The organism is Neobacillus sp. BF23-41, assembly GCF_041106275.1.
Genome location: NZ_JBGBPR010000001.1, coordinates 402205 through 418720 on the forward strand (window position 1 = coordinate 402205; position 16516 = coordinate 418720).

16 protein-coding genes are annotated in these 16516 nt (G+C 37.2%); 3 read left to right on the plus strand and 13 right to left on the minus strand.

Going from position 1 to position 16516, the window contains the following annotated elements; translation table 11 throughout:
- Positions 1 to 138: 138 nt before the first annotated feature.
- The gene (locus AB7942_RS01925) at positions 139 to 1329 is read right to left on the minus strand and encodes a cadherin-like beta sandwich domain-containing protein (RefSeq protein WP_369445584.1); all 1191 of its coding nucleotides are present in this window, start codon (positions 1327 to 1329) and stop codon (positions 139 to 141) included.
- An 89-nt stretch (positions 1330 to 1418) separates the two neighbouring features.
- Positions 1419 to 1868 (minus strand): SRPBCC family protein, encoded by a 450-nt coding sequence (locus AB7942_RS01930; protein ID WP_335712410.1) that lies wholly within the window; start codon positions 1866 to 1868, stop codon positions 1419 to 1421.
- A gap of 244 nt (positions 1869 to 2112) precedes the next feature.
- Here AB7942_RS01930 and AB7942_RS01935 point away from each other — a divergent pair, with 244 nt between their 5' ends.
- Positions 2113 to 2757 (plus strand): YczE/YyaS/YitT family protein, encoded by a 645-nt coding sequence (locus tag AB7942_RS01935; protein ID WP_369445750.1) that lies wholly within the window; start codon positions 2113 to 2115, stop codon positions 2755 to 2757.
- Positions 2758 to 2812: 55 nt separating this feature from the next.
- On the opposite strand, the gene AB7942_RS01940 is transcribed toward AB7942_RS01935, so the two are convergent.
- The 7 genes from AB7942_RS01940 to AB7942_RS01970 all read right to left on the minus strand — a co-directional run bounded on the left by AB7942_RS01940 (position 2813) and on the right by AB7942_RS01970 (position 9765).
- The gene (locus tag AB7942_RS01940; RefSeq protein ID WP_369445585.1) at positions 2813 to 3391 is read right to left on the minus strand and encodes a hypothetical protein; all 579 of its coding nucleotides are present in this window, start codon (positions 3389 to 3391) and stop codon (positions 2813 to 2815) included.
- Between the two features lie 455 nt (positions 3392 to 3846).
- Positions 3847 to 5496, minus strand: a complete 1650-nt coding sequence (locus AB7942_RS01945; protein ID WP_369445586.1) for a copper resistance CopC/CopD family protein — start codon at positions 5494 to 5496, stop codon at positions 3847 to 3849.
- A 159-nt stretch (positions 5497 to 5655) separates the two neighbouring features.
- Positions 5656 to 6426 carry a nucleotidyltransferase domain-containing protein gene (locus AB7942_RS01950; protein ID WP_369445587.1) on the minus strand — a complete coding sequence of 257 codons (771 nt, stop codon included), beginning with the start codon at positions 6424 to 6426 and terminating at the stop codon, positions 5656 to 5658.
- A 2-nt stretch (positions 6427 to 6428) separates the two neighbouring features.
- Complete coding sequence (gene pabC / locus AB7942_RS01955; RefSeq protein ID WP_369445588.1) at positions 6429 to 7295, minus strand: aminodeoxychorismate lyase; 867 nt, start codon at positions 7293 to 7295, stop codon at positions 6429 to 6431.
- Between the two features lie 2 nt (positions 7296 to 7297).
- Entirely contained in the window at positions 7298 to 7891 is a 594-nt protein-coding gene (gene pabA, locus AB7942_RS01960; RefSeq protein WP_098933128.1) for an aminodeoxychorismate/anthranilate synthase component II, read from the minus strand.
- 6 nt (positions 7892 to 7897) lie between these two features.
- The gene (pabB, locus tag AB7942_RS01965; protein WP_369445589.1) at positions 7898 to 9289 is read right to left on the minus strand and encodes an aminodeoxychorismate synthase, component I; all 1392 of its coding nucleotides are present in this window, start codon (positions 9287 to 9289) and stop codon (positions 7898 to 7900) included.
- A 281-nt stretch (positions 9290 to 9570) separates the two neighbouring features.
- Entirely contained in the window at positions 9571 to 9765 is a 195-nt protein-coding gene (locus AB7942_RS01970; protein ID WP_098933134.1) for an IDEAL domain-containing protein, read from the minus strand.
- Between the two features lie 362 nt (positions 9766 to 10127).
- Here AB7942_RS01970 and AB7942_RS01975 point away from each other — a divergent pair, with 362 nt between their 5' ends.
- Positions 10128 to 10976 (plus strand): alpha/beta fold hydrolase, encoded by an 849-nt coding sequence (locus AB7942_RS01975; RefSeq protein ID WP_088086153.1) that lies wholly within the window; start codon positions 10128 to 10130, stop codon positions 10974 to 10976.
- A gap of 52 nt (positions 10977 to 11028) precedes the next feature.
- Here AB7942_RS01975 and AB7942_RS01980 read toward each other — a convergent pair whose 3' ends face one another.
- From AB7942_RS01980 to AB7942_RS01990, 3 genes are all read right to left on the minus strand, one after another.
- Positions 11029 to 12261 carry a multidrug effflux MFS transporter gene (locus tag AB7942_RS01980; protein ID WP_369445751.1) on the minus strand — a complete coding sequence of 411 codons (1233 nt, stop codon included), beginning with the start codon at positions 12259 to 12261 and terminating at the stop codon, positions 11029 to 11031.
- Between the two features lie 238 nt (positions 12262 to 12499).
- Complete coding sequence (locus AB7942_RS01985; protein WP_088086152.1) at positions 12500 to 13099, minus strand: response regulator transcription factor; 600 nt, start codon at positions 13097 to 13099, stop codon at positions 12500 to 12502.
- Positions 13096 to 14235, minus strand: coding sequence for a sensor histidine kinase (locus tag AB7942_RS01990; protein WP_369445590.1), 1140 nt, complete (start codon positions 14233 to 14235; stop codon positions 13096 to 13098). The genes AB7942_RS01985 and AB7942_RS01990 overlap by 4 nt, the downstream gene beginning before the upstream one ends.
- A gap of 334 nt (positions 14236 to 14569) precedes the next feature.
- Between AB7942_RS01990 and AB7942_RS01995 the strand changes: the two genes are divergently transcribed.
- Positions 14570 to 15349, plus strand: a complete 780-nt coding sequence (locus tag AB7942_RS01995) for an alpha/beta fold hydrolase (protein ID WP_369445591.1) — start codon at positions 14570 to 14572, stop codon at positions 15347 to 15349.
- A gap of 77 nt (positions 15350 to 15426) precedes the next feature.
- Here the strand turns inward: AB7942_RS01995 and AB7942_RS02000 are convergent, their stop codons facing one another.
- Positions 15427 to 16500, minus strand: coding sequence for an alpha/beta fold hydrolase (locus AB7942_RS02000; RefSeq protein WP_369445592.1), 1074 nt, complete (start codon positions 16498 to 16500; stop codon positions 15427 to 15429).
- Positions 16501 to 16516: the final 16 nt, after the last annotated feature.

Consider the following 16516-nt stretch of genomic DNA (forward strand, 5'->3'; position numbering starts at 1 on the left):
TTTATTTATTAATATAACATAATTTTTTGCATCATGTTAAAAAATAAGTGCTGTTTTTTAAAAATAAAGTTTATTCTGATTCAAAAAAACCTGCCAAATGCAGGTTTCTTCAAGTAAAAAAAATAAAAGTTCTTCATTTTAAGATTCTTTATCAAATACTAGCACATATGTTTTTCGATCATCTTCGTTTGTTACGACAATAGAAATAATCGTTTTCGAGTCGTCTTCTAGCTTAATTGTTTCCTTAGTACTGCCTTCAATCAAAATTTCTGAATTGCTGGATTTTGCAATCGGGTTAAGAGTTACCTCGTCCATATCACTTGACACGGTTACATGGTAGGTAAACTCATCACTCGTAAAGGTGCTATCCCAGGATCCTTCTGAAACTGACAATGAGGAAAGTAACGCTTTACTTGTTTTTTCTACGTTCAAAGAACTCGCCTGTTGTGATGTAGGTTGGGTAGAATTGGGCCGATTATTTGGTTGCGATGTTGATTGGGAAAGACCCGGTTTATTATTCTGATTTGAATTGGCATTGGCATTGGTATTGGTATTGCCATTGGTATTGGTATTGGTATTGGTATTGGTATTGGTATTGGTATTGGTATTGGTTTTAATCTCAGTAGCTGCTCTTGTAAAGTGTAAGGTATAAATTCTTTTCTCACCATTTTCAGCTGTTACCGCTATAATAATATCTGACTCTCCGACGGGAAGTTCTACTGCAGCGCCATCTTTTGTTATTAAAGTTTCATTCACCTTAATAGTTGATGTTGTTTCAACAGATGTAGGTTTAATGGTAATCACAGGAACGTCATTTGGAACAACTACCTTGTAGTCTGTACCGGTAGAAGAAAAGTTTGGTGATAACTTCCCTTTTGATAGGGTAATACTTTGCAAGAGATTATTATCATTTTCCTCTCTCATTATAGTCAGGGTATAGGTATTGGTTGAGTCACTGCCATTATCCACGGAAATAAGAAATTTATTCTCACCTGTTTGAAGGGAATATGCACCGACAACTCCACTTATAACCGTCTGCCCATTTATTGTAATCGATGAATCCGGATTGCTGCTTTCTACTAATAACTTAATCGATTGAACCTCGTTTTTTACTGTGGCAGAATATTCCTTTGAATCTGCTGAAAACAGCTGGTCTAGCTTAATTCCTTCTATCTCTATTTTTGATAGTTTGCCTTCTTGTTGGTCCTCTTGGACTGGAGCCGTATTTGTTTCAGCATATGCTGTTGGTATGTACGTTCCACCCCCCATCCATACCATTGAAATTACAAGCATTACATTTAGGGCTTTGCTTTGAATCGTTTCTTTCATAGTCAATCCTCCTGTCTACTATCTTTGGTGATAGTGGAATTTGGACTAACTTTATCATTCATAGCTTAAGTTTATCTTAAGTTTAATTTTTATCTGCGATGAAATTCTTCTAGCTTTGAAGAGATTACTGATGCTACTTCTTCATCCGATTTTTGGAGCGCTTTTTTAAATAGCGAATTTGCTAGAGAGCCCATCGGCCCTGATGCATTGATTTCAAGAAAGCCTGTCACTCGAGTTTTATTTCTATTTATTGCTTTTGCTTCAAAGTAGCCTTCACCTAAATACTTTTCGTTTGCCCTTTTTAATTCAAAACTTACCCTGGCAGGTTCATTCCACTCTTTAATATCAATCAATAAACTAACCTTCTTTTTCATAACGCCGAGGTCACTCTTAAATTCCCAGCAGATTTGACGTTCATTTATTTTTTCATGTTGAATATAACCTGGTACAAGCGGTGCCCAATTATTTTCGTCACGAATAAAGTCCCAAATCACTTCAATCGGGATATCTAATTCAAGATGTTGTAAATCGCTTAGCATTTGTACCCCTCTTTCGTCGTCAAAGTAAAAGACCTTCAAAGTGCAGTAGGTCCTTTTAAAAAATATATGTGGAATTTTCTGTTTATAGAAGAGGCAAGTAGCAGTTCACCAGGAATCACTGCCACACCCGCTTGGTCAATTAATTCAAAGGCAAACTCACGTAACCATTGATTATTATTGATTCATCCTTTAGAATCTTATGATAGGTTTAAATATTCGAAAAACGATGAGTAAGCGGAGGTAACTGAAGATGAAATTCTTTCAGTATTTCTTATTTTTTGCAGGATTAACTTTTTTCGGCTTGGGAAATGCGATTGCCGTTAAGGTTAAATATGTTGGGTTACACCCATGGGAAGTACTAAATGTCGCCCTATATCAGCATTTTGGTTTAACTATTGGTACTTGGGGAGTGATTTGCGGGTTAATTCTGATCTTCATTTCCTTTTTTGTTGCACGGAGCTATATTAGCATAGGTACAATCCTAAATGCCCTATGTATTGGACCTATCATGGACTTTTTTCTCTGGTTGGATATTCTTCCAAAAGCAACTGGTACATGGTTGGATTACCTTATTCTCCTTAGTGGAATCATGATTACAGGGATTGGTGGCGGCATGTATGTAGCAGCAGGGATTGGCGCTGGTCCACGTGATGGCTTCATGCTTTCAATTTCTGATAAAACAAAGTTGTCAGTAAGTCAAGCACGCATCATAGTTGAAAGCATTGTATTAATGATCGGTTTATTATTAGGTGGTCCTGTGTTTATTGCTACTTTCCTTTATACATTCATTCAAAGTCCTATTTTCGATCATTCTCTTAAGCTATTTAAGTCATTAGTAGAAACTGTCAAAAGGAAAAACAGCAAAACGCAAGAAGGTATTGTTATTTAAAATAACGGAAATTAAGCACTTGTTGGAAGTGGTGACTTAATTTCCGTTATTTCAGTTAAATAACTTCGACACTCTCAGGAGTAAACTCTTTATAATATTTTCGATGGGAATCAGTGATGAAGGCCGACAATTTCCCTTCATAAATTAATTCTAAGGGTGCCGACTCCTTTATATCATGGGGAGTTACAAGGGATAGAGGCTTTTGACTTTTGATATCAATCCCGGATTCTTCCAAGATGGCTGCAACAAAATGGGAACAAAAGAAGGCATTTTTACGGGTCATCTCCATATTCAGCATTACAGCAAATAACCCAATGAGATTGTACCTGTATTCTTCCTTATGGTCTTCCATATCCCTTAATTTACAGATCATTTTTTGAAATTGTTTTTCGGTAATCGTAATGCAATAAATAGCACAATCGGCATTCCTAAATAGACCACCACGGACGTTTTCTTCCACAAATCCTGCAAAGAAAGGATTTCTTGGATTTCTTCTCCCAAAACTATAAACCTTGTTGAATTGTTCATCAATCACAATTGAGGCATGATTAAGTGGTTTTTTTGTATAGAGCTTAATCATTTTCCCTAAAACTGTACCCGTGTCCGTTAGAAGAACATAAACTTTCCTGCTCATTTTTAAAACCCCCTATTCGATTGGGAGGAAAATATAGTAAATTCTAACCCTTATATTTTCTATAAGTTAATCATAATTAATTCAAATAAAAGGGAAAACAATCTGCAGATTTATTTTCTTCTAAGACCTAAGCCTTAGGAACAGTCTTTTTTTGCAAAAGGATGCAAATAAATATCCAAAATACTCCTAATATGATAAGGACTGATAATATTATGATAGTTCTTTCTTATTTAGAATTATAACAGTTCTAAGGGAAAATTTAGTATTTTTTACAAATAAAAGTATTAGCCATTACAAAATATTAATTACTTTATATAACAAAAGCTTATAAAAAAACAGAAGATACACTTGGCATCTTCTGTGTTAAATTTTTTAATTATTTTTACGGATTTCCATAACCAAGGCTGCTAATGAAAGCAATGAAGCTATTCCTGATTAAATTAGTGATAAGTTTTTTATTGACTTCCCACTAAAACTTTGAAATCAGTGTCGATACTTTCTAACGACTTGGTTAGAACATGGACATGTACGTTCCAATGACCTGCCATGCTAAAATGCAAACCCTTCACTTCATACTTGCCATCAGCCGTTTTTGTTAAACTAACAGTTTCTTTTCCCATGTCCATTTCAAGCATGGTAAAGGTTAAGTGAATTTGTTCAATTTCTTTAATTGGCTTCCCTTCTCGGTCTTTTAAGGTAATCTCAAATAAATTCACTCCAATAATATTAGGCGTTGCTTCTAAAGTCAATTGCTTGCCTTGGTTCACTATGTTAGTTTCCATAAATGGTCCTGGAGATTGCATGGCTGTTGGTAAATTGGTTAAAACAACGGATAGGACTAAGATTAACAAACCAAGGGTAAGCTCACCCTTTAGAGATGCCTTCAGTCCCTTAGTGGTTCCCCTTTTTCCTTTAATAAAATTCACAGCTGCAAGGAGCAGCATCACCAAAAACAAAATAAGTTTCCACATTAATGCTTTTCCATAGTTCGTTTGGACAAGTGCTGAGAGGTTTGGAATATATAAAAAACTAGCAAACAATCCAGTTAAAGTTAAAAAAAGAACAAGGATCAGTCCCCATTTGGAGAAACTTTTTATCATTTTCAAATAATTTTGCTTTATCTCTGTGTTTTTACGTAATGAAAGCAATGAGACAAAACCAGTTAGACTTCCGATCCAAATCGATGCAGCAAGTAAATGCAGAAAATCCATTGCTATTGTTAATAACGGATTTGGTTGTGCTGCGGCATGACTGGTCAATGCCTTTGTCAATAACAAGGCTGCCCCAAGACAAAAGCAAGTCCACAAAATAGCTCGTTTCATGCGCTCGGCCATGCCTATAAAAGAAGTGAGCAGGGCAAGAGTTATAAGGAGAGCTATTTGAATAACCCAAAATTGACCATAATTTGTGTTCATTAAGATATTTTCGATGATTGAGAAGTTAAACACTTCACTCCAAGGATAACCAGATTCAATCGTTGCCTGTAATGGCAGACTTAACAGAATACTAAGAAATAGAAGAATCAAACCTGTGCTTATTAGCATACGGAACTTCTTATCGACTGAACCTGTTTCCCGTAATTCCTTGGGCACAATAACCATATAAAAAAAGATGAGCCCGACATAGAACGCATTGCTCAGATATTGCAGCCAACGGATAATGATTAGATCCGCTTTAGGGGTGTAGCCTTTCGTTTCATTATCTAGGGAGGTAGAGTCTTGACCCTTTTCACCAATTTGAAAAGGAATTACACCTTCAACAGGATGGCCGTCGCTTGAAACCACCTTCCACTTTATTCGATAGGATCCATTTGGAAGATCCTTCTTTAATCCGCTCTTTAGGATAAAAGGTTGCTTTGGGTCAATCCGTCCATTTTTTTTATCGACTCGATTTCCTTCTGAATCAAAAACCTTAATTGAGTTAAAGGCAGGCTGGACAGTTTCATCAAATTTTATCGTTACTTCGGTTGGGGCTTTTTCCACCGTCTCATTTTCTAAGGGTGTAGATTTTTTTATATAGGCGTGTGCTGATGAAATAGACGGAAATAAAAGTACAAACAGGGACAGGATAACAAGAAATGTGCTGACTTTTTCTTTTATTTGCAATCCATCACTCCCCTTATTGTTAGAATCGTGTAGTAGTTGATATATATCACATGCAATAAAGTTTTCACTGTCGATACTATAATAATGATAAATAAGAATATTAACAATATCTTTATAGGACCAACTTGTGAATAATTGTTGAACTTTTTACAGTAATATTTAAGCCCAAACCTCATCGAGGACTTCTCTGAATAAATCATCTAGAATTGGGGTCATATCCTCTTTGGGGGCTCTAAGGGTTTTGGTGTATTCCTCAAGCCGGTTGATCTCTTTCTCCAAAAAGTCATTAATGGAAGTAATCTTTGGTTCGAGGTTTAGTTCATCTCCGCTAATTTTCCTTTCTAACAAGGTAAGGATTTCCTGCTTAAGTGGCCCCTCAACAAGGAGTTCCTCTATCAATTTCTGAAATTCAATCGGCGGTACTGAATTATATCTTTCAATCCACATACATGCTAAAACTGGACGGAGGACATAAAAGTACTTTTTAATTTTCACTTGATCGCTTCGGAGGTAATCACGAAAATTACCTTTTGCCATATTTAAGTAGTGATAGAGTGCTGATTGTGGCAAAAAAACTTGATTTTGAATTGCTTTCAATTTATCTACTAACGAAAAAGCCTGATAATAAATTATCCCCGAATGGAGCCACTCCATTAGCGGGGGATTTGATTTTCTAAAAAGTTGGAGGGCTTTACGCAATTCCCAGCCATTAATATCAAGGAGATCATTAATTGGCAGTTCAATCACATCACGCTTTTGGTCAATGCTCAAATACCAGTCCTTTTTATGAACATAAATAAACCGGACATCGTAATCACTATCCTTGGATGGGAAGCCCCATGCTCTGCTTCCTGACTCTACAGCAAGACAGATTCTTACTCCATATTCTTCTTCTATTTTTTTGATTTCTGTTAGTATTTTTTCTTTCAAGGTTATTCACTCCCTAAACCATTCCTTGACCACAGACTTTGACAATAATGGCGATATTCACGATGTAATTGTTGAACTACTTGTCCCTGTTTACCAGGTAATTGATGACCCTCAAATGTAGTTATTGGTACGATTTCCTGTATTGAATTGGTCACAAACATCTCATCGGCCTCAAGAACGTGTGTTAATAAGTACAATCCCTCTTTAACACAAAGATTATGTTTCTTCGCTAATTCGATAACAAACTGCCGTGTAATCCCATTTAAAATACCTGTTTGTACTGAAGGAGTATATAAGTCGTTACCTTTTACCCAAAAGATATTAGAGACGATCCCTTCAGCTAAGTATCCATCCTCAGTTCGAAAAATCCCTTCAATATCAGCAGCATTTCCAATCTCTCTTTTTGCCAGGACATTATTCATAAAATGATGTGACTTTACTCGTTCAATTCCTTCTGGACTGTTCCGCCTCAACTTCAATAAAACAGCCTTTTTTTCCGATAATTCTCCTGCCAGCGGTAACGGCTTAGGAAAAACAAGGATGTTCGGTTCCTTGTAAGGTTCCACCTGCAAACCAACATCACCTATTCCGGCTGAGACATTTAAGCGGATATAGGCATTAGATAAATTGTTTATTTTCAGTAAATCCTGCAAGATTCTATTCGTTTCTTCACGATGAAATCGGTAGGTAATGTTAAGCACCTCTAAACCTTGATTTAGACGTGCTAGATGATCATCTAATAAAAAGGGAAACCCTTCATACACTCGAACCGTTTCAAATAATCCCATTCCATATAAAAAACCATGATCCAACGGAGAAATCATCGCATCTTCTTTTTTTAAAAATTGTCCGTTTATATAAATCACCATACTTAATGACCCTTTTGCATTACAATATTTTTATAATGATGGACGAAGTTGCGCAAAAGATCTTTTCCCGAAGTAGTCAAAATAGATTCGGGGTGAAACTGAACTCCTTCAATTGGTAATTCCTTATGACGAATCGCCATAATTTCCCCGTCTTTTGTCCATGCAGAAATCTCAAAACAATCTGGAAGAGTCTCTCTTTTGACAATCAATGAGTGGTATCTTGTCGCTGGAAAAGGATTCGGTAAACCTTGAAAAATCGTCTTTCCATCATGATACATATCGGATGTTTTCCCGTGCATGAGTCTTTCTGCTCGAATAACCTCTCCATTAAAAGCTTGGGCAATTGCTTGCTGACCTAGACACACACCAAATATCGGGATTTTTCCTGCGAATGCTTTAATTGCATCCAAGCTTATTCCCGCTTCATTTGGACTACATGGCCCTGGAGAAACCATTAAGAATTCAGGCTGTAGTTCTGAAATCTCGGCAATTGACGTTTGATTATTTCGCTTGACCACTAATTCTTCTCCAAGTGCACCTAAATATTGCACTAAGTTAAAGGTAAAGGAATCATAATTATCTATCATAAAAATCATTGTTGTTTACTCCTCTGCCATTTCTTTTGCCTTCCATAATGCAGCAGCCTTTTTCATCGATTCTTTGTATTCTTGCATTGGATTAGAATCAATAACAATCCCGGCACCAGCTTGAACATGTGCCATCCCATCTTTAATGAGCATGGTTCGGATGATAATGTTTAATTCTAGATCACCACTAAAATCAATCCAACCGAGTGAACCCGTATAAATTCCCCGTTGGACAGGCTCAAGTTCTTCTATAATTTCCATTGTTCGAACTTTAGGCGCACCTGTTATGGTCCCACCAGGGAATACTGCATCAATAATATCAATGCTAGATTTGTCTTCCGCCAAATCCCCTCTTACATTGGAGACGATGTGCATCACATGTGAGTATTTTTCAATGACCATAAATTCATTGACCTCAACGGTTCCGTACTTACATACCCTTCCAAGGTCATTCCGTTCTAAATCCACTAGCATTACATGTTCTGCTCGTTCCTTTTCGTTTTCAATTAATTCACTGGCCAGTTTGATATCTTCTTCGTGGTTCTTACCTCTTGAACGAGTGCCGGCGATGGGTCGGGTGCTTACTTCTTGTCCATTTTTTTTAACAAGCAGTTCTGGTGATCCACTTACAAGCTGAAAGTCTGGTGTATGAAGATAGCCCATATATGGAGATGGATTTAAGGATCTTAATTGTTCATATACTTTAAGTGCCTCAACTTCAATCGGTTTTGATTGGCGGACTGCTAGGTTCACCTGGAACACATCACCTTGTGAAATATATTGTTGGACTTTTGTTACTGCCTGTTTAAATTCATCTTCTGTCATCGAAACCTCTAATTGATCCAAGTCAATCTTATCTGCTTTATGAGGTGGTTTAGATGATGATTCATGAAGCCAGCGCTGTTCCCAAAATGCTAACCGATTATCAATATCCTGATCGTTTTCAGCCACTATCAACAGCCATAATAGGTCTTGTTCATGGTCGTAAATAAACCATTCCTTTACTATGAAAAAGTAAATTTCCGGCATTTCTAAATCATCTTTTGCAATCTCAGGCAGTTTTTCTATGTTACGAGCATGATCATAGCTGATGTAACCAATTGCACCGCCGAGGAAACTTGGTAGACCTTCTATTTTATCAACATGATACTGGCTCATCCATTCCTTCATTAAGTGAAGCGGATTTCCTTCCAACCTCTCGGAACCCTTATCATTGTGAATTTCAAGTATACGGTTCTTACCTTTGATAATCGTTTCAGGCTGGAACGCAGCAATACTGTAACGCCCGCCACGCCCACTTTCCAATAACACATGATGGGTGCTATTCTCAGCAAGTACACGAAACTGACTGGAAAATTTTGAATAAGAATAAGGAATTTTTTTACTGTACAAATGAAGTTGATGCAAACATTCCACCCCTAATTGTTTTTCTTTTTATATCATACTTGAAATGGGTGTCAGGCACCACTGAAGAATTGTTAACTGACACCCATGGAGAGAGAACTTTTATTCAGTCATTAATGAAGGATTATTTGAACTTGCTGTGGAATTTGGTAATAAATTAGTTGGTTTTTCTGGAGGCTTGCTTATGAATGACGATAATAGCTGAGCTGAAAACAGAAAGAAGCCCATCCAATGGTTGGATAGGGCTTCTTTTTTAATAGTAATAGGATTAGTTAGTAAATGATTTAAGAAATTTTCTTTAGCTCTTCTGTTAACCTTAGGAATAATTCTTTATCCCCATGTTGTAATGTTTGGTCGATTTCCTTGCGGATTTTCTCCCTCTTAAACTCTAGCAGGGCATTGTTTAGAAACATCTCAGCAACTACAGCATCTGTATTCTCATCCGAATGTTGTGGTGAATTAAGTAATTTCTTTTCCATGGAAATCAACTCCTTACGTTTTTTCTAATTATACAAGGAGTTTTCTAAAAATTCAAACACTTTATTTCAAAAATCTAAAAAAAATTTTTACCAAATGATCAAAAACACAAAAAGCTGGTGTCAGGCACCGCAAAAAGACACTTTCCTCATTTGTCCACGACGGATGGACGCACAACAAAAATATCCATTTTTATTAAGTATTATCAGATTTGTATAGGTTTTTTGTGCTAACTTTTTGAAAATTTTTATTTAAGAACAATGTTTGGGCTGTTTTGCTATCTGCAGATTTTTTTGTGTATGTATCGATTTTTGGGGAACATTATACTCATCTATTTTATTGACGGAGCAGGTGAGGGATTTAGATGGAACAAACAGTCTTATCAGGTTATCGACCAGTTAATAACATTAATGTATATTATGAGTTTTATCCAAATCATACATCGGAAAAAACGTTTGTATTATTACATGGGTTCCTTTCTTCAACCTTCACATTTCGCCATTTGATCTCATTATTGAAGAAAGACTACCAGGTACTATCCGTTGATCTTCCCCCATTTGGGAAAAGTGCGAAATGTAACCGTTATGTCTATTCCTACAAGAATTTAGCCCAAACTGTCATAAAACTTACGGAGTCTTTGGGGTTAAAAAAAATGACCTTTATTGGTCATTCCATGGGTGGGCAAATTGTATTAAATATCCTTCATATGATGCCAGAGCTAGCAGACACAGCCATTCTACTCTGCAGTTCAGCTTATCTTAAACGCTCTAAATTGCCCTTAATCTTGACTAGCTACCTTCCCTATTTCCATCTCTTCGTAAAATATTGGTTTGCACGGACTGGTGTAAAAAAGAATCTTCAAGACGCACTATTTAACCATGCCATTATCAACGAAGAAATGATAAATGGGTACTTACAGCCTTTTTTAGAAGATGAGATTTTCGTCGCGCTTACAAGAATGATTCGTGACCGTGAGGGGGACTTGCCCGTTGAGATCCTAAACCAAATCAAGACACCTTGTTTATTACTTTGGGGGGATCATGATAAATCGATGCCGCTTAATGTAGGAGAAAAGCTAAATCAAGACCTAACCAACTCTGAGTTGATTGTGTTAAAAGATACTGGCCATGCCCTTCCAGAAGAGCGCCCTTTGGAAGTATTTGAATATATTAAAGGCTTTATTGATAATTACAAAACGGCAGCTGAAGCGTAGCTGCCGTTTTTACAGTAGAATATGAAGCCGAAATTTACTTACCCTTGTAACCTCAATTTGTTTGGTTTCTGGGATGGACAAGAAACATGTATAAAAGGACCGCTCCCCCACCAGCACAAGAGATGACAATTCCCATTGGTATCGCTGTATGTTCTCCTCCTAATCCCACAAGGGGAGCAACAATTCCTCCAAAGGAAAGCGACATGACTCCTAGAAGAGCAGATGCACTGCCTGCTGACTTACCTTGTTTTTGCATAGCAAGGGAAAATCCTGCCGTATTAACCACCCCGACACTGGTTACCACAAAGAATAGTGGCAGTAAGACAATTAGTAAGTCAGCATGTAAAATCAAAAGAAGCAGTAGTATAATTCCACCCAAAAAAGACATCCCGATTCCAAAAACGAACAGCTTTGACTCGTGTATTCGACCAGCCAATCTTCCTGTCGTTTGACTAGCAATCATGATTCCAATTCCATTTATAGCAAAGATCAGACTAAACATTTGCGCAGAGGCGCCATATATATTCTGCACTACAAAAGGTGAGCCTGAAATATAAGCAAACATAGCAGCAAAAACAAGTCCTTGTACTAATGCATATCCCATGAAACTTCGATCCAGAATGAGGTTTTTAAAGGTAATAAATGTATTTTTCAACCCTCCTGCAGCCCTTTTTTCCTCAGGATGTGTTTCTGGAAGCCAGAAAAATACAACAATGGACATCAGCAATCCGATTATACTTAAGACGATAAATATACCTTGCCAAGGTACAATTTTTAAGAACTGTGCACCCGCCACAGGTGCTAGAATCGGAGCGAGGCCATTAACCAATGCAAGCAACGCAAAGAATTTGGTTAATTCTGAACCTGAATATAAATCCCGAACAACCGCCCGTGAAATAACAATTCCAGCGGAACCTGCGAGCCCTTGAATTAATCGTAAAATAATAAATGTCCAAATCGAGGGACTAAACACACATAATAGTGAAACAACAAAATAAGTGATCAATCCAATAAGCAACGGCTTACGACGCCCATAAACATCACTGAGTGGACCAGAAAACAGCTGACCAAAAGCTAATCCCAGCAAGAAAAAGGTTAAACTAAATTGAACCAGTGACGGATTTGAGTGAAAATCTTTTGCTAACTCAGGTAGAGCAGGTAAATACATATCAATCGACAAGGGACCGAATGCTGCTAACGTACCGAGGATAACAGCCATCCATAACCGTTGGGAGCGGGGCATTACTCTGCTGCCATCTATCTCATCTTTTATTGATTCTCCCATCATAATATCAATCCCTTTCTGTAATAAACTTCCTTTACTTACTTTCTATTATAGTAAACTACACTTTTCAAAAAAATAAAACTTATTTGCAACCTTAATAGAGGATTATCACCTGATTATAATTCAAGAAAAATTTAATCATTTATTTAGGTTTTACACTTCCCCAAGTGTCTGACCTACTTAGATAATGCGAAAAAAAAAAGTGTTTTAACGGTGCCTGACACCGTAAAAACACTCTTTATTTGAACCAGCCTTTTTCTTTAGATTGAGTAATTGCTTCGATTCTATTTTTAACTTCAAGTTTGTCGAGGATGATCGAGATGTAATTTCTGACAGTTCCTGTTTTGATGCTAAGTTCTTCCGCGATTTCTTTCGTGTTTTTTCCGTCAGCTACAAGCTCTAGCACCTCTTTTTCCCGGTCAGTTAACGGGTTTTCTTCTCCATATACATCGTCCATTAATTCTGGAGCATAAATTCGTTTTCCTGACATCACACTTCGGATGGAGTTAGCCAACTCTTCACTAGGACTATCCTTCAACAAATAGCCGCTCACACCAGCTTTTAATGCCCGTTGGAAGTAACCCGTCCGGGCAAAGGTGGTTAAAATGATAACTTTACAGCCAAGACCCTTCAACTCTTCAGCCGCCTCCAGTCCGCTCTTGCCAGGCATTTCAATATCCATAATACAGACATCCGGTTGAAACTTTTTCACCAGCGCAACGGCCTCTTCTCCGTTTGAGGCCTTTCCAACAACTTCCATGTCATCCTCTAAATTTAGTAATGAACCAAAGGCTCCTAAAAGCATTTGCTGGTCTTCAGCTATCACGATTTTAATCATTTTTTATCCTCCTTATCCAAGCCAGGTTTGACATCATTTGGTACACTTATGATTAATGTTGTTCCCTCTTTTGTCAAAATGTCTAGACTGCCATTAATAAATTCCAGCCGTTCTTTCATGCCTATCAGCCCATGACCTTCTGCTAACTTTTCCTTTTCCCCCTTAAAGATACCATCATCCTGAACTCTTATTACCAATTCCTTCATCGTTTGTTCCACCGATATGGAACATGACTTAGCTTCACTATGTTTAACGACATTATTTACGGCCTCTTTCAAACACATGCTTAAGATATTCTCCGTTAACAGCGAGACATTTGATGGTGTAAAATCCCCTACACGCACAAAATTTATTTGGGCAGCGTTTAGGATTTGTTCAACACGGAGGATTTCGTCCTTCAAGCGGATCCCACGCATCGAAGAAACCATTTTTCTAACTTCACTTAATGCCGTCCGAGCTGTTTGCTGAACATCCTTCAATTCATTCCGTGCCTGATCAGGATCTTTCGAGATTAACTTTCGTGCCAAATCTGACTTCAATCCAATGAGTGAAAGCTTTTGACCGAGTGTATCATGAAGATCCCGGGCAATCCGCTGCCGCTCTTCTATTTTGACTAGTTCCGAAATCCGCTTATTCGCATCCACTAGCTTTTCTTCAAGCTGCCCTCTCTCCTTCCGGTTATGGATGCTAAACGGGAGAAGGATAACACTAATCCAGATAATGATTACAAAGGGCAATTGCTGTAGAAATAATTTTTCATGCATAACGATACTGAAATTAATTGATACCGACGTACTAAACAAATGAATAAAATACAAGGTCAAAAAGGCAATCCTATCTTTAATATTGCCGATAAAGTATGCAAGAAAAAAAGCAAAATAAACATAATTGAAAAGGCTGTTCGCAGTGATCGAAATACCGATCAAGATCAACGTCCATAGATAAACCGGCCAGCCTTTTGAAATAAACGCAATTCGGTAAAAGATAAAGAATAGCAGAGTGAGTAAAATACCTACAACAATTTCAATTGTGGAAGGTGATTGAAAAATAAAGTAAAACGGCAATATACCAAGAATCGTCCAAATATACGGTGCAATACCATTATTTTTTTGAAATGTCATATACTTTTTTATCATGAACGAAACCTCATTTTCACTTAAAATCCTGTTATCCATCTATCATAACTCAAAGCAGCCTAGTTTTTCTCCCTTACAGCATTCATTTTAGCTAAAAACTTTACTCCTTTAAACCTGACAACATTTTTTCATTTTAGTCACCATCTGCATTCCTTCCTCTTGTTTTCTCACTTTTAAGAATAAGATGAATACCTGCACCTATATATGTGTTTTACACCCATATGTAATATTTTCCCACAAGTAATTATATAATAAAATAATCAGAATTATATATGTATACACCGTTCAAATATTGGGAACATAAGTTGTATAAAACAACTAGGAGGAATGAAGGTTGAGTAAAATATTCAAAAGTTACTCCGAGATTCCTTATTTGCGTCTTGGCGCCGGTGAGCCGTTAGTCTTTATTCACGGTCTTGGTGAGGTGAAGGAGGGTTGGTCACATCAGTTTGAATTCGCTAACCAGTTCGACTTAATTATCCCTGATTTACGCGGACATGGAGAGTATATTTCACCTGGGGAGATATCGATAGAAAACTTTGCTCGTGATGTAATCAGTTTAGTGAAAGGGCTTGGATTTGAAAGCGCACACATTTGTGGATTGTCTATGGGTGGAGTGGTAGCGCAAGAAATATATCGTCAAGCACCTGAAATGTGCCGTTCCTTAATGCTTGTAAGCACTTTACATTATGCTCCAAGAGAACTAGGCAAACTATTTATAAAATTCAGGAAATTTCGTGCAGAAAATAAAGCTCTCGAGGCTATAACAGCAAGTTCAGCAAAGGTCTGCCTCTATTCTTGGTCAAAGGAAAATCTCGAAAACTTTTCAAAATTTTACAAGCCTAACAAAGAATTTTTCTTTAAAGCAATGGAGGCATGTCTAAAAGTAAATAATTTAACTTTACTCCCTAAGATAAAAGTTCCAACCTTAATTATTGGCGGGCAATATGATTCAATCACCCCTATATGGATTCAATGCATGATGCATAAACAAATTCGCCATTCAGAATTTGTTATTTTCAGGAATACTGGCCATATTGTAAAGTTAGAGGCGAAAGATGAATTTAACAAAGTTCTACGGACATTTTTGAACAAACATAAAACGGCAAGTTAGAGAGGAAGGATTCTCCTTCCTCTTCTTCATTGCCTACACTTATTATATATTTCCTTGTACCAAACTTTATTACACAATCATTTTGAAAGCGGATTTGAGCGACTGGATGCCCATTGATCAACAATTCCCGCTAATAAGCCAGATAAAGCAAGTCCAACATGGCCTGATTCAACGCAAAGATACGTTTTATCCTTACTAGATACTAAATCCATAATTGGCTTACTTTGTTCTTCGAGAACTAAATTGTCTCTAGAGCCAGAGATTACAAATAGATTGGCATCAATATTACGTAAATCTGCCTTTTTATTTCCAACTACAAATTCCCCTTTAACCAGCTTGTTATCTTTAATCAGGTCATTTCCTAATTGTTTACAAGCCTCACCGGTAAAAGGAACCTGATCCTGAGTCCACTTATTCATTCGACGCCACTTATCCACATACCTCTGATCGTGGGCTCGATTTAAAAGCATCGTATAGTTAGTGAAATAAATTGGTGATCCAACCGCTCTAAACATCATTTCAACATATTTTGGCGGGACCACCCCATAAACATCAAGGAAATGATCGATGTTAAAATCTCCCTCTTTGAGGCCCTCAGCCCATTTATCTGGCCCGATAAATGTAGAGAAATCAATTGGTATGGTTGCAACAATTAAATTTTTTATTGGTTCTTCCGCAATCGATGCATAGATTGCGGCAATCGTCCCGCCTAAACAGTAGCCAACTAATGTAATTTCTTCTACTCCAGAATGGCGAACAGCCCGCTTCACCGCTATTTTTAAATATTTCTCGATATAGGTGTCAAGACCGATTTTTTTATCTTCATAGCCTGGTGTACCCCAATCCAATAAATACACATCATAGCCCATGTCGGTTAGGTTCTTAATAACACTTGTCTTTGGGTCTATATCTAAAATGTAGGGTTTATTAAATAACGAATACACGAAAAACAAAGGAATCTCATACTTCTTCTGTTTTGCAGGATAATACCATAAAACTGATTTATTTTTTTTCCATACTTCAGTTCTTGGAGTCTGACCTGTCTTAGGCTCAGGTTCACTTAAAATCTTATAGAAATTAGCCCAACGTTCCATTTCTTTCTGATAATCCAATTCGGGAATGAACCCCATTAATGGTGTTTCAGTTGACAATGTCATATCTCCGTTT

What these genes read in the sequence shown, in the direction of transcription:
- AB7942_RS01925 (WP_369445584.1), bottom strand. Translation starts at nt 1,329, where the DNA reads ATGAAAGAAACGATTCAAAGCAAAGCCCTAAATGTAATGCTTGTAATT.
- AB7942_RS01930 (WP_335712410.1), bottom strand. Translation starts at nt 1,868, where the DNA reads ATGCTAAGCGATTTACAACATCTTGAATTAGATATCCCGATTGAAGTG.
- AB7942_RS01940 (WP_369445585.1), bottom strand. Translation starts at nt 3,391, where the DNA reads ATGAGCAGGAAAGTTTATGTTCTTCTAACGGACACGGGTACAGTTTTA.
- pabC (WP_369445588.1), bottom strand. Translation starts at nt 7,295, where the DNA reads ATGGTGATTTATATAAACGGACAATTTTTAAAAAAAGAAGATGCGATG.
- pabA (WP_098933128.1), bottom strand. Translation starts at nt 7,891, where the DNA reads ATGATTTTTATGATAGATAATTATGATTCCTTTACCTTTAACTTAGTG.
- AB7942_RS01970 (WP_098933134.1), bottom strand. Translation starts at nt 9,765, where the DNA reads ATGGAAAAGAAATTACTTAATTCACCACAACATTCGGATGAGAATACA.
- AB7942_RS01975 (WP_088086153.1), top strand. Translation starts at nt 10,128, where the DNA reads ATGGAACAAACAGTCTTATCAGGTTATCGACCAGTTAATAACATTAAT.
- AB7942_RS01980 (WP_369445751.1), bottom strand. Translation starts at nt 12,261, where the DNA reads ATGGGAGAATCAATAAAAGATGAGATAGATGGCAGCAGAGTAATGCCC.
- AB7942_RS01985 (WP_088086152.1), bottom strand. Translation starts at nt 13,099, where the DNA reads ATGATTAAAATCGTGATAGCTGAAGACCAGCAAATGCTTTTAGGAGCC.
- AB7942_RS01990 (WP_369445590.1), bottom strand. Translation starts at nt 14,235, where the DNA reads ATGATAAAAAAGTATATGACATTTCAAAAAAATAATGGTATTGCACCG.